This window comes from Gemmatimonas aurantiaca T-27 (assembly GCF_000010305.1).
GTDB lineage: Bacteria > Gemmatimonadota > Gemmatimonadetes > Gemmatimonadales > Gemmatimonadaceae > Gemmatimonas > Gemmatimonas aurantiaca.
In genome coordinates, this window is record NC_012489.1 from 1,766,105 (window position 1) to 1,790,947 (window position 24,843).

Consider the following 24,843-nt stretch of genomic DNA (forward strand, 5'->3'; position numbering starts at 1 on the left):
AGGATGACGCAAAGGTAAACGGGGAACAGCACAGGGACAGGTGGCGTCACGCGAATGGATGGGACGACCAGCGTCGATAGGGGACTACCCATGTTCGGGTCCTGTATGCCGTCCGAACTCCATCACGGCTCAATCGTGACAATCTCACTGCTGGTAACATTTCATCCCTAAATGTCACCGATTGGTTTTGCCGGCCTCGACCGGCCACTGACGCGCCAACCGCACCCAATGGGCGCTGCTGCATAACGCACCGCCGGCTCCGATTCATACGGATGGCATCCGTGATCTGGCCCACCATCGCGACCGGGCGAGAATCATTAGGATTGGGACGGAGCTCATCGCATGACCGTCGACCGTCCCTTCCTTCGCATCCGACCCATGCCGTCCGAGAGTACCTCCTGCGTCTCATGTGCGGCCTCTGCCGCCGGCTTCGACCGTCGACAGTTTCTTGCCTCCGCGTCGGTACTCTCGCTGGGGGCGCTGGTCACCACGGCCTGTGGCGACGGGGTGATCTCCGGTCCGTCGGTCATTCCTCCATTCCCCTCCACGCCATTCACCTTCGATCCACGCCCGGTGACCGCGCTGCAGCAGGTCGGCGGGCGGGTGGTGGTTTCGTCGGGGCCGTCTTCGCCCATTCTGGTGGAGCGCCTTTCCACCACGCAGTACCGGGCGCTGTCTCTCGTCTGCCCACACAAGGGCACCATTGTCGACGTCCGATCTGCCGAGTTCGTGTGCCCCAACCACGGCGCCCGTTTTGCGCTGGATGGGGAATGGACCGGTGGACAGGAAACCGCCAGCCTGGCTCCCGTTGCCGTCCGCACGAATGCCGATGGGACGCTCACTATAGGTGGCGTGCCCACCCCCCCGGCGCTGGCGCTCTCCTCCTCCTCGGCGGTCTTTGTCACCTCGATCAGTGGTGGCACGATGGCGCCTCAAACGATCGCGGTCCGCAATGACGGCGGCGGCTCGGTCAGCGGCCTGCAGGTGTCGCTGGCGTATGCACCCAACCAGCGCAGCGGGTGGCTCAATGTGGCGATCGACCAGGCCTCGACACCGGCCACGCTCACCCTGACCGCCGCGCGTGGCACCATCCCGGCCGGCACCTACTCCGCCACAGTCACGGTATCGGCGCCCAATGTCTCGACCGGCGCCCAAACGGTTGCGGTCACGATGCTGGTGCAGGACCCGTCTTCGCCCGCGTCGCTGCTCCTCTCCGCCAGCGCCCTCTCCTTCACCGTGGCCCAGGGCACCACACCCGCCGCGCAGACGGTGGAATGCAACAACGGCGGTGGCGGTTCGGTCCTCGGTATCACCACATCGGTGAACTACGCCCCGGGAGCCATTGGCTGGCTCACGACGTCGTTGAGTTCCACCACGGCGCCCGCCACGCTCACACTTCGCCCCATCATCACGGGGCTGGCCGTTGGCACGTATACCGCCACGGTCATTGTCGCGGCGTCCGGGCTGACCAACCGCACCATCACCGTCACGCTCACCGTGAACCCGCCCGGCCTGCAGGTGACCATCGCGGCGTGGCCGGCGCTGGCCAATGTCGGTGGGGTGGCGGGCAGTGTCGGCAACGTCGGCGGTGGACCGGTGGCCATTGTCCGGACCAGCGCCAACAGCTTCTCGGCTTTCTCCATGGTCTGCCCACATGCCGGCACCACGATCCTGGTGGTGAACGGCGCGAGCTTCCGCTGCCCGAATCACGGCGCGCTGTTTGACCGCGATGGGAACAACCTGCCCGACGGCTCGCAGCTCACGGATGATCTCAAGCGCTACACCGTCATCTATACGCCGGGGGCGGCGACGTTGGTGGTGACACTGTAGCCCCGTACCAATTGTACCCCCTCTGCAGCGCGGCTAACTTTTGGGGCTGTTCGACTTAGCTCCCTTTTGCCCCAGTTGTCGCCATGCCGACCTACGAGTTCCGTTGTCCGGACGGGACGATCATCGAGCGCATTTTCAAGATCTCCGAGGTCCCCGAAACGATTCCGTCGCCCAACGGCGATGGGGTGGCCACGCGGATCATTTCCGGTGGCGCCGGTCTCCTGTTCAAGGGGTCGGGGTTCTACATCACCGACTACGGCAAGGACGGCAAGAAGGACCAGCGTCCTGCCGGTGGCGATTCGAGTGCACCGAAGAGTGACTCGGCCCCGTCGGGCGGGAGTGCGTCAGGTGCATCGTCCGGTGGATCATCGGGTGGCGCATCCGGCGGCACATCGGGGAGCTCCTCGTCCTCCAGCAGCAAGTCCGAGTGAGCGCCGCCGCGAATGAGCAGTCAGAGCCCATGAGCCACGCTGACGCACTGCGCGCGGAACTCGTGCGTGCCGCGCGCTCCCTGGGCGCGCCCGACGATGTGGCGCCGGTGCTCGAACGTCCGCGCGATCCGTCGTTCGGCGACTGGGCCACGAACCTCGCCATGACCCTCGCCAAGCCGCTCGGCAAGAAGCCGCGCGATCTGGCGGAAGCGCTCATTGCGGCGCTCGATACGGCGCGTGTGGGCATCAGTGCGGCGGAAATCGCCGGCCCGGGCTTCATCAACTTCCGCCTCGATCCCGGATTCCAGGCCCGTGGTCTGCTGCAGATTCTGGCCGCGCCGGAACAGTGGGGACGCCACAACATCGGGCAGGGAGAGCGGGTGGTCGTGGAGTTTGTCTCCGCGAATCCGACTGGTCCGCTGCATGTCGGGCATGGTCGTCAAGCGGCGCTCGGCGATGCGATCAGCACGCTGCTCGAATGGACCGGCTGGAACGTCGATCGGGAGTTCTACTACAACGATGCCGGTGCGCAGATCGCGAACCTCGCCAAGAGCACGCAGGCGCGTGTGCGGGAGATCGGTGGCGCGGAGCTCGAGATTCCGGAAGGTGGTTACCACGGGGAGTACATCCGCGAGATCGCCGAGCGCTACGTCGCGCAGCACGCGGTCGACGCCGAGGGCAAGGATCTCGAGGCGATGCGCGAATTTGCCGTGGCCGCGTTGCGTCATGAACAGGACCTCGATCTGCAGGCATTCGGCGTCAAGTTCGACACGTACTATCTCGAGAGCTCGCTGTACACCGACGGTCGGGTCGACAAGACCGTCGAGGCGCTGAAGCAGTCCGGCTACACGTTCGAGGACAACGGCGCGTTGTTTCTCCGCACGACGGCCTTCGGCGACGACAAAGACCGTGTGATGAAGAAGAGCGAGGCGAAGGGAGGTGACTACACCTACTTCGTTCCCGATGTGGCGTACCACGTGACCAAGTGGGAACGCGGCTATCACCGTGCGATCAACGTGCAGGGTGCCGATCATCACAGCACCACCACACGTGTGCGGGCCGGATTGCAGGCATTGGGGATCGGCATCCCGCAGGGGTATCCCGACTACGTGCTGCATCAGATGGTCACGGTCATGAAGGGTGGCGAAGAGGTGAAGATCTCCAAGCGCGCCGGCTCATACGTGACCGTGCGTGACCTGATCGACGAAGTGGGGCGTGATGCGGTCCGCTACTTCTATCTGATGCGCAAGGGCGATTCCCAGCTCGTGTTCGACGTGGATCTCGCACGCAGTCAGTCGGAAGAGAACCCCGTGTACTACGTGCAGATGGCGCATGCGCGTATGTGCGGCATCTTCCGGGTCGGCGAAATCGATGCCACCGGTGTCACGGCCGAGGGCGTGGACCTCGGAGTCCTGAGTGAGCCGGCCGAGCAGGAGTTGATCAAGCAGTTGCTGGACTTCCCGGCCATCGTGAAGGGCGCCGCCGACAATCTCGAGCCACACCGCATTGCGGGCTGGTTGCTCGAGACGGCACGTGCCGCACACACCTGGTATCACAAACATCACGTCCTCGGAGAACCCGAGGCCATCACGCGCGCGCGTCTCGTGCTCGCGCGTGCCACGCAGCTCGGCATTGCCGCCGGTCTGCGCATCCTCGGACTGACGGCGCCGGAGCGCATGTGACTTCGTCTGTGAACTCGTCTTCCGCTGCCAACCCGGTGCTGGTCGTCGGATCGGTGGCACTCGATTCGGTGGAAACGCCGTTTGGCAAGGCCGATGAGGTGCTGGGTGGTTCCGGCACATTCTTCTCTTCGTCGGCGTCGCACTTTGCGCCCGTGCAGCTCGTCGGTGTGGTCGGTGACGACTATCCGGTGGAGAAGCTCGCACCGCTCGCCGAGCGTGGCGTCGACCTCGCCGGCCTCGAAAAGGTGGAAGGCACCAGCTTCCGTTGGCGTGGACGGTACCGTCACGACCTCAACTCGGCCGAAACGCTCGAGACACACCTCGGGGTGTTTTCGCACTTCCGCCCGAATATCCCGGAGCAGTTCCGCCGCGCGCCGTTCGTGTTTCTCGCCAACATCGATCCGCGTCTGCAGTTGCAGGTGCTGGAGCAGGTGGAGAAGCCGCGACTGGTGGCCTGCGACACGATGAATTTCTGGATCGAGTCGCGTCGCCCGGAGCTGATCGAATTGCTCAAGCATGTCGACCTGATCACGCTCAACGACGGCGAAGCGCGCCAGCTCACCGAGCACACGAACCTGGTGCAGGCTGCGCGTTGGATTCTCGACAAGGGACCGAAGCACGTGCTGATCAAGAAGGGTGAGCACGGTGCGTTCATGTTCAATCGCGAGAGCGTGTTCTTTGCGCCCGCCTATCCACTCGAGAGTGTGTTCGATCCTACGGGCGCCGGTGATTCGTTTGCCGGTGGTTTCATGGGCTATCTCGCGGCCACGGGTGACATCAGCGAGCGGGCGATGCGCCGCGCGGTGGTGGTCGGTTCGGCCATGGGATCGTTTGCAGTGGAGAAGTTCTCCAATACACGGCTGCTTGAAATCACGCGTGCAGATATCGACGCACGTGTTCAGGAATTCCGCCAACTCGTGGCCTTCGATTCGGAGCTCGATGCATGACGCCTTTCCGCAATAAGCCCCTCGACTACCGTTCCGCCGGCGTCGATATCGACGCGGCTGATGATGCCAAGAACCGGCTGGCCAAGCTCGTACAGTCCACCATGACCGCCGGATCGCGCGGAGCGTTTGGTGGTTTCGGCGGCATGTTCCGTGTGCCCGATCGCTATCGGGCCCCGCTGCTTGTCGCGAGTGCTGACGGCGTGGGCACGAAGATCAAGATCGCCATCGAGGCGGATCGGCACGACACCATCGGACATTGTCTGGTGAATCACTGCACCAACGACATCCTCGTGCAAGGGGCGGTGCCGCTGTACTTCCTCGACTACGTGGCGTTTGGCAAACTCGAGCCGGCCGTGGTGGAAGGAGTGGTGGCGGGTGTGGCGGCCGGTTGCCGGGAGAATCTGTGTGCGCTGATCGGTGGCGAGACCGCGGAAATGCCCGGGGTGTACACGCCGCCGGACTACGATCTCGCCGGTTTCATCACGGGGATCGTGGAAGAAGATCAGGTGCTCTCGAGCGTACGCGTGGAAGAAGGTGACGTGCTGGTGGCGCTGGCCAGTGATGGCCTGCACACCAATGGGTATTCGCTGGCGCGTCGCATCATCAGCGATCGCCTCAATCTCGGTGTGCACGACCTGTTCCCCGATGCCGACGGCGCGAGCGTGGCCGATGTCATGCTCAAGGTGCATCGTTCGTACCTGACGTGCCTCCAGCCTCTGCTGGGCTCCATTCACGCGATGGCGCACATCACGGGCGGCGGCTTGCCGGGCAACCTCAATCGTGCGCTGCCTCACACCCTCGATGCCGTGGTGGATACGTCCACGTGGACCATCCCCTCTGTCTTCCGGGTATTGGCCGAAGCGGGGCAGGTGAGTCCAATGGAGATGTTCCGCGCCTTCAACATGGGAGTGGGCATGGTGGTGATCACGGCCAGAGAGAATGTGTCGGCACTGATTTCGCGTGCCGCCGCGTGCAGCATCGACGCCTGGGAACTGGGCAGCGTCGAAAAGGGCAGCGGCGAAGTGCAGTTGCGCGGGTTGGGTGCGTGATGCGCCGCCGACAGGGGTTCCTCGCCGTCGCCACACTGCAGCTTGCCGCGGTAGGCATGTTGGCGTCGGAGGCCGGAGCGCAGACGACGACGGGCCAGTGCACCATGGCCACGTTCAATGGCTCGGCCGCGGACCCCTGTCAGAAGGGACGCGACCTGTTCGCGTTCATCGTGCCGCAGGTTGGTGTGGCACTGTCCGCGGGGAACCCCGTGCTCGGTGAAGGCGGCACGATGGGTGGCTGGGGCAAGCGTGCACTCAGTGTGCGCGTGTCGGCGGTGGAAGGGTATCTGCCCCGCAATTCCGTGCCGATTTCCACGGCCATTGGAGCACAACCCGGTGACTTCGGTGCCAAGCGCACGTACGTGCCGGTCCCCAGCGCCGATGTGGCCGTGGGGCTGTTCTCGGGCGTTCCGGCCGGACTCACCAACGTGGGCGGCATCGATGCGCTGCTTGGGGTGACGTTTGTGCCGGAGGCGTCCGAAGGCACGTTCCGCCTCAAGCCCACCGGATCGAACTTCGCCGTGTCCTACGGCGTTCGTGTGGGGGCACTGCAGGAGTCGTCGGTGGTGCCGGGGGTCAGCATCAGTTACATGCGCCGCAAGCTGCCGACCGAGAACATCGGCTACACGCCCGGCAACGACACGCTCAACGTGAAGAACATCGCCATCACGTCGAACACGTGGCGGCTGGTGGCCAGCAAGCGCATCGCGATCGTGGGCCTCGCGGCGGGTATCGGACGTGACGAAATCGACGGCACCTCCAGCATGGACGGTGTGGTCAACGAATCGGTGGGCTCGGCCACGCTGCGCAGTGCGGTCAACCTCAGCGATGTGCGCACGCGCTCGAAGCGCAACACGGCGTTTCTGAATGCCTCGTTTGGTATTTCAGCCGTGCGTGTCGTGGGCGAGTATGGCTGGTCCAGCGCGGGGACCATCGAACAGACGGTGAACCAATTTGGCGGTCGGCGTGCCAATGAAGCCTACCGGTATGCCTCGATGGGGCTGACGGTGCGATTCTGATGCGTCACACGCCATGAGCGCGTCGCCGCGCAATCACCGCGCCGGGGACGACCAGGAAGCGCACGCGTCGACACATACCGTCGATGACGTGCGCTTCATGCGTCGGGCCATCGCGTTGGCAGAGCGGGGCGCCGGTCAGGTGGCGCCCAACCCCAAGGTGGGCGCTGTCCTGGTGCGTGACGGGCAGGTGGTGGGCGAAGGGTGGCATCAGCAATACGGTGGGCCACACGCGGAGGTGCATGCCCTGGCGGCCGCACACGCGGTGGCCGCCAACGCGGCGCGCGGGGCAACGGCCTATGTGAGTCTCGAGCCGTGCAACCATCATGGCAAAACACCACCGTGCACCGAAGCCCTCATCGCGGCCGGAGTGGCGCGCGTGGTGTGCGCCACACGCGATCCCAACCCCAAGGCCGCGGGGGGCATTGAGCGGCTCGAGGCTGCCGGTATCCGTGTCACGGTCGGGGTGTGCGAGCACGAAGCGCTGGTGCAGAACGCGCCCTTTTTCCATGCCGCCCGGGGCACGGATCGCCCATTCGTGACCCTCAAGCTGGCTGTGTCCATCGACGGCGCCATTGTCGACGCCTCGCGTCAGCGCGGCTGGCTCACCGGGCCGGCTGCCCACGCCGCCGTGCACGCTCTCCGGGCTGACGCGGACGCGGTGGCCGTCGGCATCGGCACCGCCTTGGCCGACGATCCGGCCCTGACCGTCCGCCTCGTGGAGGCCCCGCGGGTGGCTCCGCGCCGGATCGTCTTCGATCGGCAGGGCCGCCTGCCTCTCGACAGTGCCCTGGTGCGCACGGCCGGAGAGATCCCGGTCAGCGTCATCACCCATGCGCCCCGGCCCGTGGCGGCCAATGCCCTGGCCGATGCCGGTGTGCAGGTGCTGGAGGCCGCCGGGCTGGCCGACGCCCTGCGGACGCTCTGGGCCGAAGGGGTGCGCCATCTGCTGGTGGAGGGGGGGGCTGAACTGGGTTCCGCCCTGTTGCACGCCGGACTCGTCCATCACCTGATTATCTTTCAGGCTCCGGTCATTCTGGGGGCAGGCGCCGTGTCGGCGTTTGCCACGTTTCCCGCTGCGGTGGCAGATACTGCGCCGCGCCTGCGGGTGCTCGAACGCCGCGTGTTCGGCGACGACCTGATGACCCGTTACGCTGTTTTCGGAGACTGAAGAACGGATGTTCACGGGGCTCGTGGATGACGTCGGGCTCATCGAGCACGTCGCCGACACACCGGCTGGACGGGAGTTGCGCATCCGCTGCGCCTACCCGGAACTGACCGATGGCGAAAGTGTCGCGGTGAATGGCGCGTGCCTAACCGTTCGCGAACATGGTGCCGATGATGCCCACGGGAGCTGGTTCACGGTGGCGGCCATCGAGACCACCCTGGGACGCACCGTCATTGGTGAGTGGACCGCAGGGCAACGCGTGAACCTCGAGCGCGCCATGCGCATGGGGGATCGTCTTGGCGGGCACATGGTGCTCGGCCACGTCGACGACCTGGGGCTCGTGTTGCGCACGGCCATGGCCGGCGACGCGTGGTTGGTCGACGTGGAGCTGCCGCCCGCGCTTCGTCCCCTCACTGTGGACAAAGGCTCCATCACGGTGAATGGGGTCAGTCTCACCGTGAACGAGATGCTCGAGACTGGCGTACAGCTATCGATCATCGAGTTCACCAAGCAGCACACCACGCTCGGCACCTTGCAGGCGGGGGACCGCGTGCATATCGAAGCCGATGTCCTGGCCAAGCACGTCGAACGACTGATGACGGCCTACACGGCCGCGCACGGCGCTGCGCATGCATCCGCGCATTCCGCTGCCCATATCTCTGCGCGCCTGGGCGCGCCCACTACAGAGTCCTGATGCCCAATTCAGAGCAGAACGCCGGAGTCCCGCGCGACGCGGAGCGGCCGGCTGTCGATCCCGTATTCGGGACGGTCGAGCAGGCGCTCGCCGATATCGCGGCTGGGAAGTTCATCGTCGTGGCTGACGACGAAGATCGCGAAAACGAGGGCGATCTCGTCTGCGCCGCGGAACTGGTCACGCCCGAGATGGTCAACTTCATGCTCGAAGCCAAAGGCATGATCTGTCTGGCCATGACCAACGAGTGGGCCAATCGACTCGGTCTCGAGATGCAGGTGGAGAAGAACACCGAGTCGATGGGCACGGCGTTCACGGTCTCCATCGATGCCGCGGCCAAGTATGGGGTGACCACCGGCATCAGTGCTGCTGATCGCGCCGCCACCATTCGTGTGGCCGCCGACCCCGACTCCACCCGCGCCGACCTGCGCGTGCCCGGGCACATTCATCCGCTGCGCGCCCGCGATGGCGGCGTGCTGCAGCGGGTGGGGCACACCGAGGCCGCAGTGGATCTGGCGCGCCTCGCAGGGTGTCGTCCCGCCGGTGTCATTTGTGAAGTGCTCAACAAGGATGGCACCACTTCGCGTCGTCCGCAGCTCGAGCAGTTCTGCAAGCAGCACGGTCTCACGTTCATCACGATCGCGCAGTTGGTGGCCTATCGCCTCAAGAACGAGCGCCTCGTGCATCGTGTCGCCGAAGCGCGCCTGCCCACCGAATACGGGGAGTGGCGCATCTACGGCTACAAGAACGATGTGGATCAGCGCGAGCACATCGCGATTGCCTACGGCGATGTCTCGCAGGGTGAAGGCGTGCTCGTGCGCATGCATTCGAAGTGCCTCACCGGTGATGTGTTCCACTCGCGCCGCTGCGATTGTGGCTGGCAGCTCGACACCGCCATGGCCATGATTCAGGCGGAAGGCCGTGGTGTGATTGTGTATCTCGATCAGGAAGGTCGTGGCATCGGCCTGATCAACAAGCTCAAAGCGTACGAACTGCAGGACCGTGGCGCCGACACCGTGGAAGCCAATGAGCAACTGGGCTTCAAGGCGGACCTGCGCAACTACGGCATCGGTGCGCAGATTCTGCTCGACTTGAGTGTGCGTTCCATTCGCGTTATGACCAACAACCCCCGCAAGCTCGTGGGGCTCGACGGCTACGGTCTCGTGCTCACCGATCGTGTCCGTATCGAAGCCCCGTCGACTGATGAGAACGCTTCCTATCTTGAAACCAAGCGCACCAAGCTTGGACACCTCTTCGCCATCTGAGATCGACGTGGCTGAGTTCAGTGGAGAACCGCGCGGTGAAGGTCGCCGCATCGTAGTCGTCGCCAGCCGCTTCAACGAAGGCGTGACGGTGCCGCTCGCCGAGGGCGCGGTATCGGCCCTCGTCGGAAAAGGTGTGGCATTCGACAACATCGACGTGTTGTGGGTGCCGGGCGCATGGGAACTGCCCGTGGCCGTACGCCGCGCCTTGAGCAGTGAGCGCTATGACGCGGCGGTCGCGGTGGGTGCGGTCATCCGTGGCGACACACCGCATTTCGACATCGTGGCCGGCGAAACGGCGCGGGGGCTCATGGAAGCGTCGCGGGACTTCGATGTGCCCGTGACGCTGGGATTGCTCACCACCGACACGCTGGAGCAGGCCGAAGCCCGCGCCGGTGGTGTACACGGCAACAAGGGCGCCGATGCGGCCCTGGCCGCGCTGGAAGTCCTGGATCTGTTCGATCGCGCACTACCGGCCAACGACTACGACGAGGATGGCGAGTGATGTCGAATCTTCGTGACGAGGCGTTCTGGGATGCGCCGATGCAGGAACCGCTCGCACCCAAGCAGGGGCGTCGCACACGTGGACGAAAAGTCACGCGTGAAGAGCGCATGGAAACACGCGGCCGGGCGCGCGCGCTGCAGGCACTGTACGCTGCCGACCTGCGCGATCTGACCCAGGTGAAGCGCATTGCCACCACGGTATTCGACGATCTCGCCATCGATCCGGCGGAGCGGTTGTTTGCATCACGCCTGATCGCCACGGTGGCGGATCGCGGTGCGGTGCTCGACGCGGCGCTCGTGGAAGTGACGGCCAACTGGCGCCTCGAACGGCTTGGCGCGATCGAACGCAGTGTCTTGCGTCTGGCGGCTGCGGAACTGGCCCGTGAAGAAACGCCCGTGAAAGTGGTCCTGCAGGAAGCGGTGCACCTGGCCGAGCGGTATGGCACGGAGCGCTCGGCACGCTTCGTGAACGGGGTGCTCGACGCCTACGCCCGTCGGCTCGGACGGTTGTGACCGCGCGAACAGAGCGGTCACCGCAGGCGGGCAACCGTCTGCGGATTGCAGTCGTGAACTGGCAATGCCGCGACAATCCGCAGGCCGGCGGCGCCGAGATCCATCTGCACGAGATCTTCGGGCGGCTGGCACAGGCGGGGCATGAGGTGGTGCTGCTCTGTGGCGGATGGCCCGGCTGTCCACCGCGCGCCACGCTGGACGGCATCGAAGTGCACCGGGTGGGGACGCGCCAATCCTTCCCGTTCCTGGCGCGTCGCTACTGGCACACCCAGTTGGAGCAGCGCGGTTTTGATGTGCTCGTCGAGGACATCAACAAGGTGCCCGTGTTCACACCCACCTGGCGTGCGCCCAAGCTGGTGGGGCTCGTACCCCATCTGTTCGGGGGCACCGCATTCCAGGAACTGGCCGCGCCATTGGCCACGGCGGTGTGGTTGGCCGAGAAACCGCTGCCCTGGTTTTATGCCGGCCATGCGTTCGAGGCCATCAGCGAGAGCACCAAGGACGATCTGGTGCGCCGCGGCATTCCGCGCGACAGTATACGGGTGATTTTCCCCGGCATCGACAGCCAGCATTACACGCCCGACCCCACCCAGCGTGCGGCTCATCCAACCTTTGCGTATCTCGGTCGTCTGAAGAAGTATAAGGGCGTGGATCTGGTGATCCGCGCCTTTGCGGCCTGTGAGGTGCCGAACGCCACACTCGACGTGGCGGGTGCCGGGGAATATCGGGCCGAATTGGAGCGGTTGGCAGGAACCCTTGGAGTAGGCTCGCGGGTACGGTTTTTAGGACGTATTGACGAGACTGATAAGTGCGCTCTGCTACGTCGGGCATGGGCCACCGTCTTCGCATCACCAAAGGAGGGCTGGGGCATCACGAATCTGGAGGCAGCAGCGAGCGGGACTCCGGTGATTGCATCGAATTCTCCGGGAATCCGCGAATCGGTCCGCGACGGTGAGACCGGTTTCCTTGTACCACACGGGGACGTGGCTGCCATGGCTGCATCCATGCGACGCCTCAGCGGCGAGCGAGCGCTCGTCGAACACCTGGGGGCCGCCGCGCGGCAATTCGCCGAAGGGTTCACCTGGGCGAATGCCGCCGATCAGACCGAAACCCACCTCAGAGAAGTCGTGGTGGGAAACGAGTGAGGTCGCTGATGGAGATCATCCTGCACGCGCATCACGCCGAAGTGTCCGATACCCTTCGCGCTCAGGCACAGGCCGCTGTGGAACGCATTGCCTCGCGATTGAAACGCGTGGCCAACGCGATCGTTCGATTCGTGGGTGACGGTCCAACCCGACGAGTCGAGATCGTCCTGCGCGCTGGCAGTCAGGGAGAGCTTTTTGCTCACGCCGACGCCCGCGCCTTCGCACCCGCCCTGTCCGCTGCCGTGCAGCGACTGGAAAGTCAGGTCTCCCGCGCCCGCCGAACCAGGCGAGCACCTCGCGTTGAACGCCGCTCCGGAGATCTCTCCGAGTGAATCGTCGTCTCACGGTCGGCACCCTGTTCGAGCGCATGAAGGACACCCTCGAGCTCGAACTGCTGGGCCCATCCACCGGTCTCGATCGTGAGATCACGAGCCCCGAGGCGTCCAGCCCGGGGCTCGTGCTTGCGGGGTACATCAATCGCTTCCCGTATCAGCGCATTCAGGTGCTCGGCGAAACCGAGATCACCTATTTGCAGTCGTTGGGCGAGGTGCAGCGCACTGCCAACCTCGAACAGTTCTTTGGTTTCCCGCTGCCCTGCGCCTTCATCACGAAGGGCCTCGAGCCGCCCACGCCGCTGATGCGTCTGGCCGAGGAAGCCGGTGTGACGGTGCTGCGCTCGCAGCTCAAGACGGCCGAGTTCTACCGTCTGATCAAGCCGTTTCTGTCGGACCAGTTTGCGCCCACGACCACGTTGCACGGTTCACTGGCCGACGTGTATGGCGTGGGCCTGTTCTTCACGGGCAAGAGCGGCATCGGCAAGTCTGAATGTGTGCTCGACCTCGTGGAGCGTGGACATCGGCTGGTGGCCGACGACCTGGTTTTCGTTTCACGACGCGGCAACGACGTGCTCATTGGTCGTGGACATGAGCTGCAACGGCACTTCATGGAGATTCGCGGAGTCGGGCTGCTCGACATTCCCGCCATCTTCGGCATTCACGCGGTGCGTCAGCAGAAGCGCCTCGAAGTGGTGGTCGTGCTCGAAGAGTGGGATGGCAATGCCCATGTCGACCGCACCGGACTGGACGTGCAGACCATCGACATCCTGGGCGTGGAGATCCCGAAAATCACGGTGCATCTCAATCCCGGCAAAAACATCACGGTGATCGCCGAGGTCATCGCGATGAACCATCTCCTGCGATATTATCGCGGATACGATACGGCGACGGCATTCAACGAACAGTTGATCGACCGCATGCGTCGCAAGTCGGATGTCCAGCGATACCTGCAGGAGGATGACGAGTAGTGAGCACATTTCGATGAGCACCGACGCTGCGCCTGCCGCGATGCCCATTCGTGCGGTGGTGGCCGGACACGGCACCTTCGCCACCGGCGTGATTTCCGCGATCGAACAGATCACGGGACGGGGAGCGGCGTTTCTGCCGATTTCCAACAGCGGGCTGTGTCTCGACGACATCCAGGGCGCGTTGGCTCAGGCCATCGATGACAGTGGTGCCAAGGTCGTATTTACAGACCTGCCGGCCGGCAGTTGTACCATGGCAGTCCGGCGCATGATTCGGGAACGTCCGGGCGTGCTGCTCGTGACCGGCGTGAATCTCTCGCTGCTGCTCGACTTTGCCATGCAGGACGACGCGGATACGGTCACGGCGGTGCAGGGTGCGCTCGATCGTGGCAAGGCGTCCATGGTGGTCTACGGCGCCTGAGGCGTGTCAGTACGGCATCGGCGCATGATCGGTGAGCGCGGATGGTAGTAGTTTGTTGTGCATCTCTCCCGCAGTCCCTCCGCTCGCTTTCAGTACGCTCGCCTGCATGCCCATCGCGCTTTACCGCATTGACGATCGCCTCATCCACGGGCAGGTGGTGGTGGGATGGGGACAACCCCTCGAACTGCGCTTCATCGTGCTGGTCGACGATGATGTCGCGGGCAGCGAGTGGGAGCAGGAGCTCTATCGCATGGGCGTCCCGCCCGAGATGACGGTGCACTTCGCCACCGTCGAGGACGCGACCGCGAAACTCGCACAGTTCGAGCAACACGCCGAGCCGGGCATTGTGCTCGTGGGGGATATCGGCACGATGCTGCGACTGGTCACGAGCGCCACCGGGCGCATTCGCACGGTCAATGTGGGTGGCGTGCATCATGTGCCTGGCCGTACCGGGCGCCTCCGGTACGTGTACCTCACGCCCTCCGAAGAGCAGGCGCTGCGTGATATCGCGGCGCAGGGTGTCGAAGTCACGGCGCAGGACGTGCCGTCGGCCCGCCCGGTTCCGCTGGAAGAACTGCTGCACTCCACGGTCGGCGTATAAGCGTGCTCATGCCCGGCGGACTTCCCGCGTCGTTTGCCGAATTGCTGCCCCTGGTGCTGCTGGCCGGAGTGGTGGGGCTCGACGTGGTGAGTTTTCCGCAGGCCATGATCTCGCGCCCGATTGTTGGCGCGACGCTGGGGGGGGCGTTTCTCGGGCAACCGTTGGCAGGCCTCACCTGTGGCGCGGCGCTCGAGTGCCTGGCACTGGAATCCCTGCCGGTGGGCGCATCACGTTATCCGGAGTGGGGCAGTGCCTCCGTGGTGGCGGGCGCGTTGGCGGCGAGTCATGTCACCCCCACGGGAATGCCCGCCGTGGGACCGTTCGCCATGGCCGTGCTGGTGGGCATCCTGGCTTCGTGGCTGGGCGGCATCAGCATGGTCAAGCATCGGCAACTCATCGCCCACGTGGCGCGCCCTCGCCTGCCGCAACTCGCCGCCGGGAGCCGCAGCACCGTCATCGGTCTGCAGGTGTTCGGAATGACGGCCGACCTGCTGCGCGGGGCCCTGGTGGGCCTGGTGATGTTGTTGGCAGCAGCACCGGTGGTCGACATCGTGCACGCTCGCTGGGCGCTGCGGGACGACCTTTCACGCGCCGTGGTCATCACCTGCGTGGCGGCCGTGGCCGCAGCGGCGGTGTGGAAGGACTTTCATGCCATCTCCGGTACGCGACGACTGTTTCTCCTCTCGCTGGCCGTGGGCACGCTGGTGGTGATCCTTGGCGCCTGACGGGTTTACCGATCCGGGTGCCAGTGGCGCCGCCACTGCGGTGGCGGATCCGCCGCCGCTCGATGTGCCGCTGCACATGTCGATGTACCTGCGTCTGCTCGCCATCCAGGGATCGTGGAACTACGAGCTGCTGGTCGGCAACGGGATGGGGTTCTGCATCGAACCGGCACTGCGGCGTTTGCCTGGCGGCATTGACGGCGAGGCGTACCGGGGAGCGCTCGCCCGGCAGTCCGTCTACTTCAACAGCCACCCCTATCTGGCGGGGCTCGCGGTCGGAGCACTCGCACGGGCGGAGCTTGAACAGACCCCGCCGGCCAAGATCGAACGCTTCCGCAGCGCACTGTGCGGTCCCCTCGGCAGTGTCGGCGATCGCCTCGTGTGGGCGGCGTGGCTACCCGCCTGCTCCCTGGTGGCCATCCTGCTGTTCGGCTTTGGCTGGTCCCCGCTTGGAGTGATGGCGGGATTCCTGATACTGTACAACCTGGGCCATTTCGGGTTGCGCGATTGGGCGCTGCGTGCCGGCTGGAAACACGGCCTGCGGGTGGCGTCGGCACTGGGGCACCCGGTGCTGCAGCACGGTCCGCGCTACATTGGTCGGGTGTCGGCAGTGTTGGGAGGATTGGCATTACCGTTGGCCGTGCATCGTGCCATCGGTGGCGAACCACCGCTGACCCCCATCCCGATGGGTGTCGCTGCGGCCACGCCGCTGCTTGCCGTGTTCCTCGTGCGTGTGCAGGGCCGCGCTGAAGGGTGGCGCGTCGTCTTGTGGCTGCTCGCGGCTTTTGTCCTCTACTCGGTGGTCATTGATGGCTGAACGCTCCGTCCAAATCGTCAACAAGCACGGGCTGCATGCCCGTCCCGCAGCAGAAGTGGTCAAGGCAGCCTCGCGCTTCAAGGCTGACATCACGATCTGCCGTGACGATCTCGAAGTGAACGGCAAGAGCATCATGGGCGTCATGATGCTCGCTGCGGAGTTCGGTGCCACGATCACGCTGCGCGCCACCGGCCCCGATGCCGACGACGCGCTCGAGGCGTTGACGACGCTGGTCGCCTCGCGGTTCGGAGAGGCCTAGTGGATTCCGTCCTCCGCGGCATTCCGGCGTCGCCGGGAATCGTCGTGGGTCCGGTGCACTTGCTGCGCTGGGAGGTGCCGGAAGTCCGCCATCGTCTGATCGATGACAGCGAGATCGAGGCCGAAATCGCGCGCTTGCACGAAGCGATCGAGCAGGCGCGCGAGCGTCTGCGTACGCTGCGCGCGCGCGCCGAAGTACAGGCCGGTCCAGAGGAGGCCGGCATTTTTGATGTGCAGCTCTCCATTCTCGATGACAAGGAGCTGATCAACAGCGCCATCGTGCTGGTGCGCCAGAACTTGGGGGCCGAGAAGGCGTTTGATCTCGTCCTGCTGGAGTGGCGGCAACACTTTGCACGCCACAGCGCACCCATGTTGCGCGAAAAGGTCGGCGACCTGGTGGATGTGCACATCCGCGTGCTGTCCATCCTGCTGCACCTGCCGGATCACGATCCCGTCGACGTGCCGCGTGGCGCCAATGCCATCCTCGTCACGCACGACCTGACGCCGTCACTCACGCTGCAGCTCGATCGCGAGTGCATCGCGGCGATTGCCACGGAAGCCGGCACCGCCACCGCGCATGTGGCCATCCTCGCACGGTCGTTGGGCCTGCCGGCGGTCGTCGGGCTGCGCAATGCGCTGGCCGCGCTGCAGGGCGGTGAAACGGCCATCCTCGATGGTACCGACGGCACGCTGGTCACCAAGCCCACCGACGTCGAAATCGAGGAGGCCCGGGCGCGTATCACAGCCGCCGAAGGGCAGGCCCCGGTGTTGCGCGAGCTGGCGCTCAGTGAGCCCATCACGCGAGACGACGTGCGTGTCGTGGTGCGGGCCAATGTCGACATTCCGGAAGAAGCCGAACTGGCGGCCGGCAGCGGCGCTGAAGGGGTGGGACTCATGCGTACCGAATTCCTCGTCGTGGGGCGTGCCAGCATGCCCGACGAGGAAGAACAGTACCGCAGCTACAAGCGCGTGTTGTTGGCATTCGGTAATCGGCCGGTCGTGATTCGCACGTTCGACATCGGCGGCGACAAATTGCCCGTCGGCGGCTTCCCGACCGAACCCAATCCGTTTCTCGGGTGGCGCGCCATCCGGATGTGCCTCGACGAGAGTGATCTCTTCAAGGTGCAGTTGCGGGCCTTGCTGCGCGCGGCCGTGCATGGTGATCTGCGTATCATGCTGCCGCTGGTGGTCACGGTCGACGAAGTGCGTGAGACGCGTCAGCTCATTGCCGAAGCGGTGGCCGAACTGTCTGCGCGGCGGGTGCCGTTCCGCGATGACGTGCCGCTTGGGGTGATGGTCGAAACGCCGGCGGCCGCTATCGCCTGTGACACACTGGTGCGAGACGTGGACTTCTTCAGCATCGGGTCCAACGATCTGGTGCAGTACACCCTCGCGGTCGACCGTGGCAATGCGAACCTGGCTCCACGGTTCACTCCCTTCCACCCAGCGGTCCTGCGGCTGATGGCGCAGGTCCAATCCACGGGCGAGGCCAATGGCATCGACGTGTGCGTGTGCGGGGAAATGGCGTCTCAGCCGCTGGCGGTCTTTGCCCTGATGGGGCTCGGCATCCGGCAGTTGAGTGTGGCCCCCCGGGCGGTGGCGGACGTCAAGCGGATCATCCGCGGCGTTCGGGCCGGAGCCGCCGAGGACGCTGCTCGGGCCGCTATGCAAGCCGGAACTGCGCGCGAAGCCGAGATCCTGCTGCGTCGTCGGTTGCGCGCTGAGCTTGAGCGCTAATACCGTTCCTGTTTGGCCGTCCGCCTGCAACGGATGGCCCTGTTTTCACTTTCACATCAGAGCGTCGCGTGGCCGATCGTCATCTCTTCACATCGGAGTCCGTCACCGAGGGGCACCCGGACAAGATCGCAGATCAGATCTCCGATGCCGTCCTGGATGCCCTCCTGACCGAGGACCAGAAGGCCCGTGTCGCCTGTGAGACGTTGGTCACCACGGGTCTCGCGGTGATTGCCGGAGAAATCACGACGACGGCCTACGTGCACCTGCCCGAGATCGTGCGCCGGACCATCGACGGGATCGGCTACAACGACGCGTCGTTCGGGTTCGACTCCAAGACGTGCGCGGTGATGAGCACGATCGACCGTCAGTCGCCCGATATTGCGCAGGGCGTGGATACCGGCGGCGCGGGTGACCAGGGCATGATGTTCGGCTACGCCACCGACGAAACGCCGGAGCTCATGCCGATGCCCATCCAGCTCGCGCATGCGCTCACGTATCGCCTGTCGGAACTGCGCAAGGACGGCACGCTGCCGTGGCTGCGCCCCGACGGCAAGGCGCAGGTGAGTGTGGTGTACGAGGACAACCTTCCGGTGGCCATCGACACGGTGGTGATCTCCACACAGCACGACGAGCGGGTGAGCAACACCAAGCTGCGTCGCGCCATCCTCGATGACGTGATCCACGCGGTGCTGCCGGAAGAGATGATCGGTCGCAAGCTCAAGACCCACATCAATCCCACGGGCCGCTTTGTCATCGGTGGTCCGCAGGGTGATGCGGGGCTCACTGGCCGCAAGATCATCGTGGATACCTACGGCGGCATGGGCCGGCATGGCGGCGGCGCGTTCAGCGGCAAGGATCCCTCCAAGGTCGACCGTTCGGCGTGTTACGCGGCGCGGTGGGTGGCCAAGAACATCGTGGCGGCCAAGCTGGCCAAGCGATGCGAAGTGCAGGTGGCCTACGCCATTGGCGTCGCCGAGCCGGTCTCGGTGTACGTACAGACGTTTGGCACTGGGGCGGTGCCCGATCGGGCGATCGAAGCGGCGGTGCAGGAGGTGTTCGACCTGACGCCGCGTGGCATCAGCACGGCGCTCGACCTGCGCAAGCCGATCTATCAGGCCACCGCCGCGTATGGTCACTTCGGCCGCAAGCCGGAAACCATCGGTCGTGGCCGCAGCGCGCGCACCACGTTCACGTGGGAACGCACCGATCGTGTGACGGCGCTGAAGAAGGCCATCCGATGATCCGGTACAGGGCATGAGGTACGGCGTGCACGTCGCGTCAGTACGCGGGGTGCACGCCGCCTGCTGCTCTCTTCTTTCCGCAACGCGGAGGCGTCCATGACGGAGCCCTCGATGGTGGAAGTCACCGTGGCTCGGCTGGGACTCGACAGCACCTCCAATGCGTATGTCGTCGTCCTGCGCGAGCAGGACGGTCAGCGCATGGTGCCCATCTGGATCGGGCGCCCCGAGGCCGAGTCCATCCTGATGCAGATGAATCATTTCACACATGAGCGGCCGCTCACGCATGATCTGTGCAAGGCACTGATCACGGGCATGGGTGGCACGCTCCGTCGTGTGAACATCACGCATGTGAAGGCCAGCACCTACTTCGCCGAGCTGCACATCGAGACACCGAGTGGGCTGGTGAAGATCGATGCCCGTCCGTCGGACAGCATCGCCGTGGCGTTGCGGTTGTCCTCACCGGTGTATGTCGCCGACACGTTACTGACCGAGGTCGACGAAGACGACGATGTCGACCTGCCGTCGTTCCCTGAGGCCCCACCGGTGCCGCAGGAGCTGACGGCAGACGCGCTCAAGGCCTATCTCGAGCGACTCCAGCCGGAAGACTTTGGCCGTTTCATGCCGTGATTGTCCCTGTTCTCTCTTCGTTCTCCATGCGTCCTGTCTCCCGCCTGACCACGTTTGTTGCCGTTGCGCTGTCGCTCACGGCGCCCTTGCACTCGGGAGGAGCCCAGGTCGCTCCGTCTGCCGCCAGGACAGGAACGCCTGCGTCCGCTGCTGCCCAGGCACCGCGCACCGTGGAAGGGCGGGTGCGACGCCCCATGGGCGAGCAAGGGGATTCGACGGGCATGGGGCCGGCAGCCAATGTCTGGGTCACGCTGCATCGTGTCGGCAGTGACACCGCTGGCGCGATCGACTCGACGCGCTCCGACGCGGCGGGCCGCTACCGGTTTCGCTATGTGCCACGTGGCGCAGGCGACGCGGTGTATTTCGCCTCCAGCACCTGGGACGGCATCGCCTACTTCACGGCGCCACTGCGCAGCGCGAACGCGCGCGACGATGCCGCCGAGATCACGGTGTTCGACACCACGTCACGCACCTTCCCGCTCACGGTGAAGGGACGGCATCTGATTGTGAGTCGTCCGGACAGCACGGATCGTCGCACGATCGTCGAAGTGTTCGAATTGTCCAACGACAGCCTCAAGGCGCTGGTGTCGGTGGATACCACGACACTGCGTCCGACATGGTCGGTGAGCATCCCCGCCACAGCGATGGATGTGCGCGTCAATGATGGCGACATCTCACCCAATGCGTTTGTAGCATCGAACGGCCGGGCGTCTGTGTACTCACCGATTGCACCGGGCATCAAGCAGGTGGCGTTCACCTACAAGTTGCCCAACAGCAGCTTTCCGCTGGCGCTGACCTCGGAAGATGGCGCGGTGGTGTTCGAGGTCCTGCTCGAAGAACCACAGGGCAGTGTGAGTGGCCAGGGCTTTACCGCCGTGGAGCCCGTGTCGCTCGAAGGACGCAACTTCAAGCGCTCGCTGGCGCAGGATCTCAAGCCGGATACCCGCATTGTCATCGAGCTGCCGTCGACCGGCACGCCGGGGCGCAATCTGTACATCGCAGCGCTGCTGGCCGCGATCGGTTTCATGATGCTGCTGGTGCTGTCGCGTTCGATGCAGCGTACGGCCAGCAAGCGTGCCGGTGCGGCGATCACGCCAAGTTTGCGGCCCCGCGAGTCCGAAGCACCGTTGGCGGATCGTCTCGCGCAGGAGATCGCGGCGCTCGACGCCACGTATGCGCGTCAGCAGGAGCCGTCGGCCAGTGTGCAGCAGGCGTACACCACGCGTCGTGCCGAGCTGCGCGCCGCCTTGGCCGCCGAGTTGGGGCAACCGTTCGACAGTAGCGAGTCGAAGTAGGCACTTTTGTCACTGAGGCAGGTCATCGTTATGCGGCATCCTCTCGTGGCCCTGCTGGCCGGCGCGCTGGCAATCATGGCGGCCTGCACGACCGCCGCAGACAAGCCGGCCGCCATCGATTCCAGTCACGCCGCCGCGCCTGCCGACACCGATGATTTTGGTGCACCGCTGCCCACCGATGCCCGCTTCGCGGCTCGTGTGGTGTCACTCAATCCGGCCGCGACCGAAATCATCTTCGCCATCGGTGCCGACAGTGCTCTGGTCGGACGCTCACGCTGGGATGAATTCCCCAAGGAAGTTGAGCGCATCATGCCGGTGGGGGATGGCATCCGGCCGAGCATCGAGACGGTCCTGTCGGTGCAACCCACGCTGGTCATCCTGTATGCAACCGCCGACAATCGATCGGCGGCGGAAGCGCTCACGCGCGCCGGGGTGAAGACCGTGGCGCTGCGGGCCGATCGTATCGCGGGTTTTTATGCCCTCACCCAACGGCTTGGTGTCATGCTGGGCGCCACGACGCGCGCCGACGTGGTGGTCGACAGTGTTCGCCGCACGATCGAACGGGTGCGCGCACTCACGGCCACCATACCGGAACGCCCCACCGTGGTGTGGCCGGTGTGGGAGTCTCCCCCGATGGTGATCGGCGGAGGCAGTTATCTCGACGAACTGCTCACCATCGCCGGGGCTCGCAACGTCTTTCATGACGACTCCACGGCGTCGCCGTCGGTGAGTATCGAGGAGATCGCGCGGCGTGCCCCTGCGTTGGTCATCACAGGGTCGACCCGCGTGGCCGCATTGAAAGAGGCGACGTCATGGCGCGCCGTTCCGGCGGTACGCGAAGGACACTTTGTGGTGGTCGATCAGGACGTGACCGGACGGCCGTCGGTGGTACTGGGCATGGCCGCTACACATCTGGCGCGACTGTTTCATCCGACGCTGGCCGATTCTCTTCGGTGACGCGGTGAACACACGCGCCTGGCACAACTCGTGGGTGTGGGGCGGCGGACTACTGGCCCTGGCCGTCGTCGCGGTGGTGGGCGTGATGGTGGGCGCTGTCCCACTTTCTACCGCTGATGTGTTCAACGCGGTGCAGGGGCAGGGACATCCGTCGACCGTGGCGATTGTGCGTGATCTGCGATTGCCCCGCGTCTTGCTGGCCGCGCTGGTCGGCGCGGGGCTCTCGATGAGTGGCGGTGCCTTGCAGGGCACACTGCGCAATCCACTGGCCGAGCCCTACCTGCTGGGTGTGTCGGGGGGAGCGGCCGTGGGGGCGGTGTTGGCCATGGCACTGGGGGTGGCAGCACCGCTGGTGGTCACGGCCTGTGCCTTCGCCGGCGCGGCCGCAGCCACGGTGCTGGTGGCAGGGCTGGCGCGTGTCGTGGGTGGCAGTGGCGACACCCGGTTGTTGCTGATGTCTGGTGTGGTGGTGGGAGCCTTTGCCAATGCCACCATTCTCGTGGCGCTGGCCGGCGCGCCGCCCGAACGGCTGCGCGGAGCTTTGTGGTGGATGATGGGTTCGGCGGCCGATGCGTCGTGGGGGGCTGTGGGCCGCAGCGTCGTCGCCATTGGGGCGTTGGGTGCTCTGTTGATATGGCGGGCCCGCGAACTCGATGTGCTGGCTCTCGGGGCCGAACCGGCCGCCGCGTTGGGGGTCAATGTGGAGCGCGCAGCCCGGCGCACATTCCTCGTGGCGTCGTGGCTGGCAGCCGCCACGGTGGCGGCGGCTGGGCTGATTGGTTTCATCGGGCTTGTGGTGCCCAACCTCGCCCGCGCACTCGGTGCGAGGCAGCATCGCACGATGTTGTTGCTGTCTGCGCTGTATGGGGCCGTCCTGCTCATCGTCGCCGATATCGCCGCGCGGACCCTGCGCGCACCGGTGGAGTTGCCACTGGGGGCGCTCACGGCGCTGATCGGTGTGCCGTTTTTCCTCATGCGTCTGCGCAAGGTGATGACGTGAGTGCCGCGTCCAGCGGGCATGTCGCATCGACGCTGCGATTTCATGACGTGCAGGTTCGGTATCCCGGTCGTGATCGGCAGGCCCTCGATGGTGTGTCGTTCGATGCCGAGCCTGGTCGCATCACCGCAGTGGTCGGCCCCAACGGGAGCGGCAAGAGCACACTCGTGCGGGCGCTGTTGCGTCGTGTGGTGCTGCAGGCGGGCCGCATCACGCTCGATGACACCGGCGTCGACGGACTCGATCCGCTCGCGCTGGCGCGTCGCGTGGCCGTCGTGCCACAGCGCGAAGAACCGGTGATGCCGCTCGAGGTGGAGGAGTTCGTGGGGCTGGGTCGGTTTCCGCATCGTGGCGCATTTGGGGCGCCCTCGGCCGAGGATCGGGAGGCCGTCGCCCGCGCCATGCAGCGGGCCGGCATCGACGAGTGCGCGGGACGTCGCACCGATTCGCTGTCGGGCGGAGAATGGCAACGGGCCCGCATTGCCCGCGCACTCGCCCAGGACACCGATATCCTCGTGCTCGATGAACCCACCACCTTCCTCGACATCGCGCACGAAATGGCGGTGTTCGAATTGGTGGATGCCCTGGCGCGTGAAGGGCGCACGGTGCTGCTGGTCAGTCACCAGCTCAATCTCGTGGCGCGTTTTGCCGAACACATCGTGTTGCTCGATCATGGTCGCGTGGCGGCCGCTGGCGATGCAGACGCGGTGATGCGGGGCGACGTGCTGGAGAGCGTCTACGAATGGCCGCTGGTGGTGACCCGTGATCCGGCCGTTGGAGCACCGGCTCTGTTGCCACTCCGGGGACGCCTCCGGTCGCGCCCATGAGCGTGCTCGCCACCGACGCGATTGTGCTGCATGTCGCGGACTACATGGAGTCGAGTCGGATTCTGCGACTCGTCACGCGCGAGAGCGGCGTGGTGTCGGTGCTGGCGCGCGGCGCACGTTCTTCACGCAAGCGATTTGGTGCGGCCGTCGATCTGTTTGCCGAAGGGCAGGCGCAACTGCAGACAAAACCCGGACGTGATCTGCACACGCTGGTGAGCTTCGATGTGACGCGTGCACGCGCCGGGCTCGCCCTCAGTCTGGTGCGTTTCTCGGCAGGCAGCGCGATCGCCGAGGTGGCGCTGCGCCTGATTCACGATGAGCCGGCACCCATGGTGTACGAGCTGTTGGCCGACGGTCTGGATCGTCTTGCGACGGCTGATGACGCGCACGCCACATCGACGGCGTTGGGTGTCCTCTGGATGCTGATCTCCGAAGTGGGGTTTCGCCCCTCGCTCGATGCATGCGCCGAGTGTCACACACCACTCGATCCGGCCGCATCGGCGCGGTTCCATCACCGTGCCGGCGGGACACTGTGTGATCGATGTGGCAGACTGTCGCCCGGCGGTCGCCTGTTACCACCGGAGGCAATTCACACGGTGCGTCTCTGGTTGGAGAATCAGGTGCCCACCATAGCGGACAACGATGCCCGAGCCCATCAGCGCCTTTTGCGGGAATTCCTCAGCCAACACCTCCCGGATAGGCGCCCGCTGCGGGCATATCACACATGGGAGGACGGATATTCCTGATATTGAACTTTAAGTGTGGTGCCGTAAGTCGTTGTTAATTAAACGAATAAGACAAAATT

At 65.2% G+C, this 24,843-nt stretch carries 27 protein-coding genes; all 27 read left to right on the plus strand.

What is annotated here, in order from left to right; genetic code table 11:
* The first annotated feature begins 378 nt into the window (after positions 1–378).
* Positions 379–1,830 carry a Rieske (2Fe-2S) protein gene (locus GAU_RS07480; protein ID WP_169307624.1) on the plus strand — a complete coding sequence of 484 codons (1,452 nt, stop codon included), beginning with the start codon at positions 379–381 and terminating at the stop codon, positions 1,828–1,830.
* Between the two features lie 83 nt (positions 1,831–1,913).
* Positions 1,914–2,261: an FmdB family zinc ribbon protein gene (locus GAU_RS07485; protein ID WP_012682955.1), complete on the plus strand. Its 348-nt coding sequence runs from the start codon at positions 1,914–1,916 to the stop codon at positions 2,259–2,261.
* A 29-nt stretch (positions 2,262–2,290) separates the two neighbouring features.
* Entirely contained in the window at positions 2,291–3,943 is a 1,653-nt protein-coding gene (gene argS, locus GAU_RS07490; protein WP_041266199.1) for an arginine--tRNA ligase, read from the plus strand.
* Positions 3,940–4,890 (plus strand): PfkB family carbohydrate kinase, encoded by a 951-nt coding sequence (locus GAU_RS07495; RefSeq protein WP_197526064.1) that lies wholly within the window; start codon positions 3,940–3,942, stop codon positions 4,888–4,890. Before argS ends, GAU_RS07495 begins: the two co-directional genes overlap by 4 nt.
* On the plus strand, positions 4,887–5,939 hold the full coding sequence (gene purM / locus GAU_RS07500; RefSeq protein WP_012682958.1) for a phosphoribosylformylglycinamidine cyclo-ligase: 1,053 nt from the start codon (positions 4,887–4,889) through the stop codon (positions 5,937–5,939). Before GAU_RS07495 ends, purM begins: the two co-directional genes overlap by 4 nt.
* Positions 5,936–6,958: a hypothetical protein gene (locus tag GAU_RS07505; RefSeq protein WP_156798944.1), complete on the plus strand. Its 1,023-nt coding sequence runs from the start codon at positions 5,936–5,938 to the stop codon at positions 6,956–6,958. Before purM ends, GAU_RS07505 begins: the two co-directional genes overlap by 4 nt.
* Positions 6,959–6,971: 13 nt before the next feature.
* Complete coding sequence (ribD, locus tag GAU_RS07510) at positions 6,972–8,126, plus strand: bifunctional diaminohydroxyphosphoribosylaminopyrimidine deaminase/5-amino-6-(5-phosphoribosylamino)uracil reductase RibD (protein WP_012682960.1); 1,155 nt, start codon at positions 6,972–6,974, stop codon at positions 8,124–8,126.
* 7 nt (positions 8,127–8,133) lie between these two features.
* Complete coding sequence (locus GAU_RS07515) at positions 8,134–8,817, plus strand: riboflavin synthase (protein ID WP_012682961.1); 684 nt, start codon at positions 8,134–8,136, stop codon at positions 8,815–8,817.
* Positions 8,817–10,079 (plus strand): bifunctional 3,4-dihydroxy-2-butanone-4-phosphate synthase/GTP cyclohydrolase II, encoded by a 1,263-nt coding sequence (locus GAU_RS07520; RefSeq protein WP_012682962.1) that lies wholly within the window; start codon positions 8,817–8,819, stop codon positions 10,077–10,079. Before GAU_RS07515 ends, GAU_RS07520 begins: the two co-directional genes overlap by 1 nt.
* A 7-nt stretch (positions 10,080–10,086) precedes the next feature.
* Positions 10,087–10,581 (plus strand): 6,7-dimethyl-8-ribityllumazine synthase, encoded by a 495-nt coding sequence (ribH, locus tag GAU_RS07525; protein WP_012682963.1) that lies wholly within the window; start codon positions 10,087–10,089, stop codon positions 10,579–10,581.
* Positions 10,581–11,093 carry a transcription antitermination factor NusB gene (gene nusB / locus GAU_RS07530; RefSeq protein WP_156798945.1) on the plus strand — a complete coding sequence of 171 codons (513 nt, stop codon included), beginning with the start codon at positions 10,581–10,583 and terminating at the stop codon, positions 11,091–11,093. The genes ribH and nusB overlap by 1 nt, the downstream gene beginning before the upstream one ends.
* Positions 11,090–12,238: a glycosyltransferase family 4 protein gene (locus tag GAU_RS20630; protein WP_012682965.1), complete on the plus strand. Its 1,149-nt coding sequence runs from the start codon at positions 11,090–11,092 to the stop codon at positions 12,236–12,238. Before nusB ends, GAU_RS20630 begins: the two co-directional genes overlap by 4 nt.
* Before the next feature lie 8 nt (positions 12,239–12,246).
* Positions 12,247–12,570, plus strand: a complete 324-nt coding sequence (locus GAU_RS07545; RefSeq protein WP_041265372.1) for an HPF/RaiA family ribosome-associated protein — start codon at positions 12,247–12,249, stop codon at positions 12,568–12,570.
* On the plus strand, positions 12,567–13,541 hold the full coding sequence (hprK, locus tag GAU_RS07550) for an HPr(Ser) kinase/phosphatase (RefSeq protein WP_012682966.1): 975 nt from the start codon (positions 12,567–12,569) through the stop codon (positions 13,539–13,541). Before GAU_RS07545 ends, hprK begins: the two co-directional genes overlap by 4 nt.
* A gap of 13 nt (positions 13,542–13,554) precedes the next feature.
* Positions 13,555–13,959, plus strand: a complete 405-nt coding sequence (locus GAU_RS20635; protein WP_169307625.1) for a PTS sugar transporter subunit IIA — start codon at positions 13,555–13,557, stop codon at positions 13,957–13,959.
* 106 nt (positions 13,960–14,065) lie between these two features.
* Positions 14,066–14,560, plus strand: a complete 495-nt coding sequence (locus tag GAU_RS07560; RefSeq protein WP_012682968.1) for a PTS system mannose/fructose/N-acetylgalactosamine-transporter subunit IIB — start codon at positions 14,066–14,068, stop codon at positions 14,558–14,560.
* Positions 14,561–14,568: 8 nt separating this feature from the next.
* Positions 14,569–15,285 carry a PTS sugar transporter subunit IIC gene (locus tag GAU_RS20640; RefSeq protein ID WP_156798946.1) on the plus strand — a complete coding sequence of 239 codons (717 nt, stop codon included), beginning with the start codon at positions 14,569–14,571 and terminating at the stop codon, positions 15,283–15,285.
* A complete protein-coding gene (locus GAU_RS07570; RefSeq protein WP_012682970.1) occupies positions 15,275–16,099 on the plus strand; it encodes a PTS system mannose/fructose/sorbose family transporter subunit IID in 825 nt (274 codons plus the stop codon). Before GAU_RS20640 ends, GAU_RS07570 begins: the two co-directional genes overlap by 11 nt.
* Entirely contained in the window at positions 16,092–16,358 is a 267-nt protein-coding gene (locus tag GAU_RS07575; RefSeq protein ID WP_012682971.1) for an HPr family phosphocarrier protein, read from the plus strand. The genes GAU_RS07570 and GAU_RS07575 overlap by 8 nt, the downstream gene beginning before the upstream one ends.
* Positions 16,358–18,094: a phosphoenolpyruvate--protein phosphotransferase gene (gene ptsP / locus GAU_RS07580; RefSeq protein WP_012682972.1), complete on the plus strand. Its 1,737-nt coding sequence runs from the start codon at positions 16,358–16,360 to the stop codon at positions 18,092–18,094. Before GAU_RS07575 ends, ptsP begins: the two co-directional genes overlap by 1 nt.
* A 68-nt stretch (positions 18,095–18,162) precedes the next feature.
* Positions 18,163–19,335, plus strand: a complete 1,173-nt coding sequence (gene metK, locus GAU_RS07585) for a methionine adenosyltransferase (protein ID WP_012682973.1) — start codon at positions 18,163–18,165, stop codon at positions 19,333–19,335.
* A gap of 96 nt (positions 19,336–19,431) precedes the next feature.
* On the plus strand, positions 19,432–19,962 hold the full coding sequence (locus GAU_RS07590; RefSeq protein WP_052574308.1) for a bifunctional nuclease family protein: 531 nt from the start codon (positions 19,432–19,434) through the stop codon (positions 19,960–19,962).
* Positions 19,963–19,988: 26 nt separating this feature from the next.
* The gene (locus GAU_RS07595) at positions 19,989–21,257 is read left to right on the plus strand and encodes a hypothetical protein (protein ID WP_156798947.1); all 1,269 of its coding nucleotides are present in this window, start codon (positions 19,989–19,991) and stop codon (positions 21,255–21,257) included.
* Between the two features lie 30 nt (positions 21,258–21,287).
* The gene (locus GAU_RS07600) at positions 21,288–22,214 is read left to right on the plus strand and encodes an ABC transporter substrate-binding protein (protein WP_012682976.1); all 927 of its coding nucleotides are present in this window, start codon (positions 21,288–21,290) and stop codon (positions 22,212–22,214) included.
* A gap of 4 nt (positions 22,215–22,218) precedes the next feature.
* Positions 22,219–23,214: a FecCD family ABC transporter permease gene (locus GAU_RS07605; RefSeq protein WP_012682977.1), complete on the plus strand. Its 996-nt coding sequence runs from the start codon at positions 22,219–22,221 to the stop codon at positions 23,212–23,214.
* Complete coding sequence (locus GAU_RS07610; protein ID WP_012682978.1) at positions 23,211–24,038, plus strand: ABC transporter ATP-binding protein; 828 nt, start codon at positions 23,211–23,213, stop codon at positions 24,036–24,038. Before GAU_RS07605 ends, GAU_RS07610 begins: the two co-directional genes overlap by 4 nt.
* Positions 24,035–24,784 carry a DNA repair protein RecO gene (recO, locus tag GAU_RS20645; protein WP_012682979.1) on the plus strand — a complete coding sequence of 250 codons (750 nt, stop codon included), beginning with the start codon at positions 24,035–24,037 and terminating at the stop codon, positions 24,782–24,784. The genes GAU_RS07610 and recO overlap by 4 nt, the downstream gene beginning before the upstream one ends.
* Positions 24,785–24,843: the final 59 nt, after the last annotated feature.

Coding starts and splice junctions, on each gene's coding strand:
- GAU_RS07480 (WP_169307624.1), top strand. CDS start 379: ATGCCGTCCGAGAGTACCTCCTGCGTCTCATGTGCGGCCTCTGCCGCC.
- GAU_RS07485 (WP_012682955.1), top strand. CDS start 1,914: ATGCCGACCTACGAGTTCCGTTGTCCGGACGGGACGATCATCGAGCGC.
- argS (WP_041266199.1), top strand. CDS start 2,291: ATGAGCCACGCTGACGCACTGCGCGCGGAACTCGTGCGTGCCGCGCGC.
- purM (WP_012682958.1), top strand. CDS start 4,887: ATGACGCCTTTCCGCAATAAGCCCCTCGACTACCGTTCCGCCGGCGTC.
- ribD (WP_012682960.1), top strand. CDS start 6,972: ATGAGCGCGTCGCCGCGCAATCACCGCGCCGGGGACGACCAGGAAGCG.
- GAU_RS07515 (WP_012682961.1), top strand. CDS start 8,134: ATGTTCACGGGGCTCGTGGATGACGTCGGGCTCATCGAGCACGTCGCC.
- GAU_RS07520 (WP_012682962.1), top strand. CDS start 8,817: ATGCCCAATTCAGAGCAGAACGCCGGAGTCCCGCGCGACGCGGAGCGG.
- nusB (WP_156798945.1), top strand. CDS start 10,581: ATGTCGAATCTTCGTGACGAGGCGTTCTGGGATGCGCCGATGCAGGAA.
- GAU_RS07545 (WP_041265372.1), top strand. CDS start 12,247: ATGGAGATCATCCTGCACGCGCATCACGCCGAAGTGTCCGATACCCTT.
- GAU_RS20635 (WP_169307625.1), top strand. CDS start 13,555: ATGAGCACCGACGCTGCGCCTGCCGCGATGCCCATTCGTGCGGTGGTG.
- GAU_RS07560 (WP_012682968.1), top strand. CDS start 14,066: ATGCCCATCGCGCTTTACCGCATTGACGATCGCCTCATCCACGGGCAG.
- GAU_RS20640 (WP_156798946.1), top strand. CDS start 14,569: ATGCCCGGCGGACTTCCCGCGTCGTTTGCCGAATTGCTGCCCCTGGTG.
- GAU_RS07575 (WP_012682971.1), top strand. CDS start 16,092: ATGGCTGAACGCTCCGTCCAAATCGTCAACAAGCACGGGCTGCATGCC.
- GAU_RS07590 (WP_052574308.1), top strand. CDS start 19,432: ATGACGGAGCCCTCGATGGTGGAAGTCACCGTGGCTCGGCTGGGACTC.
- GAU_RS07595 (WP_156798947.1), top strand. CDS start 19,989: ATGCGTCCTGTCTCCCGCCTGACCACGTTTGTTGCCGTTGCGCTGTCG.
- GAU_RS07600 (WP_012682976.1), top strand. CDS start 21,288: ATGCGGCATCCTCTCGTGGCCCTGCTGGCCGGCGCGCTGGCAATCATG.
- recO (WP_012682979.1), top strand. CDS start 24,035: ATGAGCGTGCTCGCCACCGACGCGATTGTGCTGCATGTCGCGGACTAC.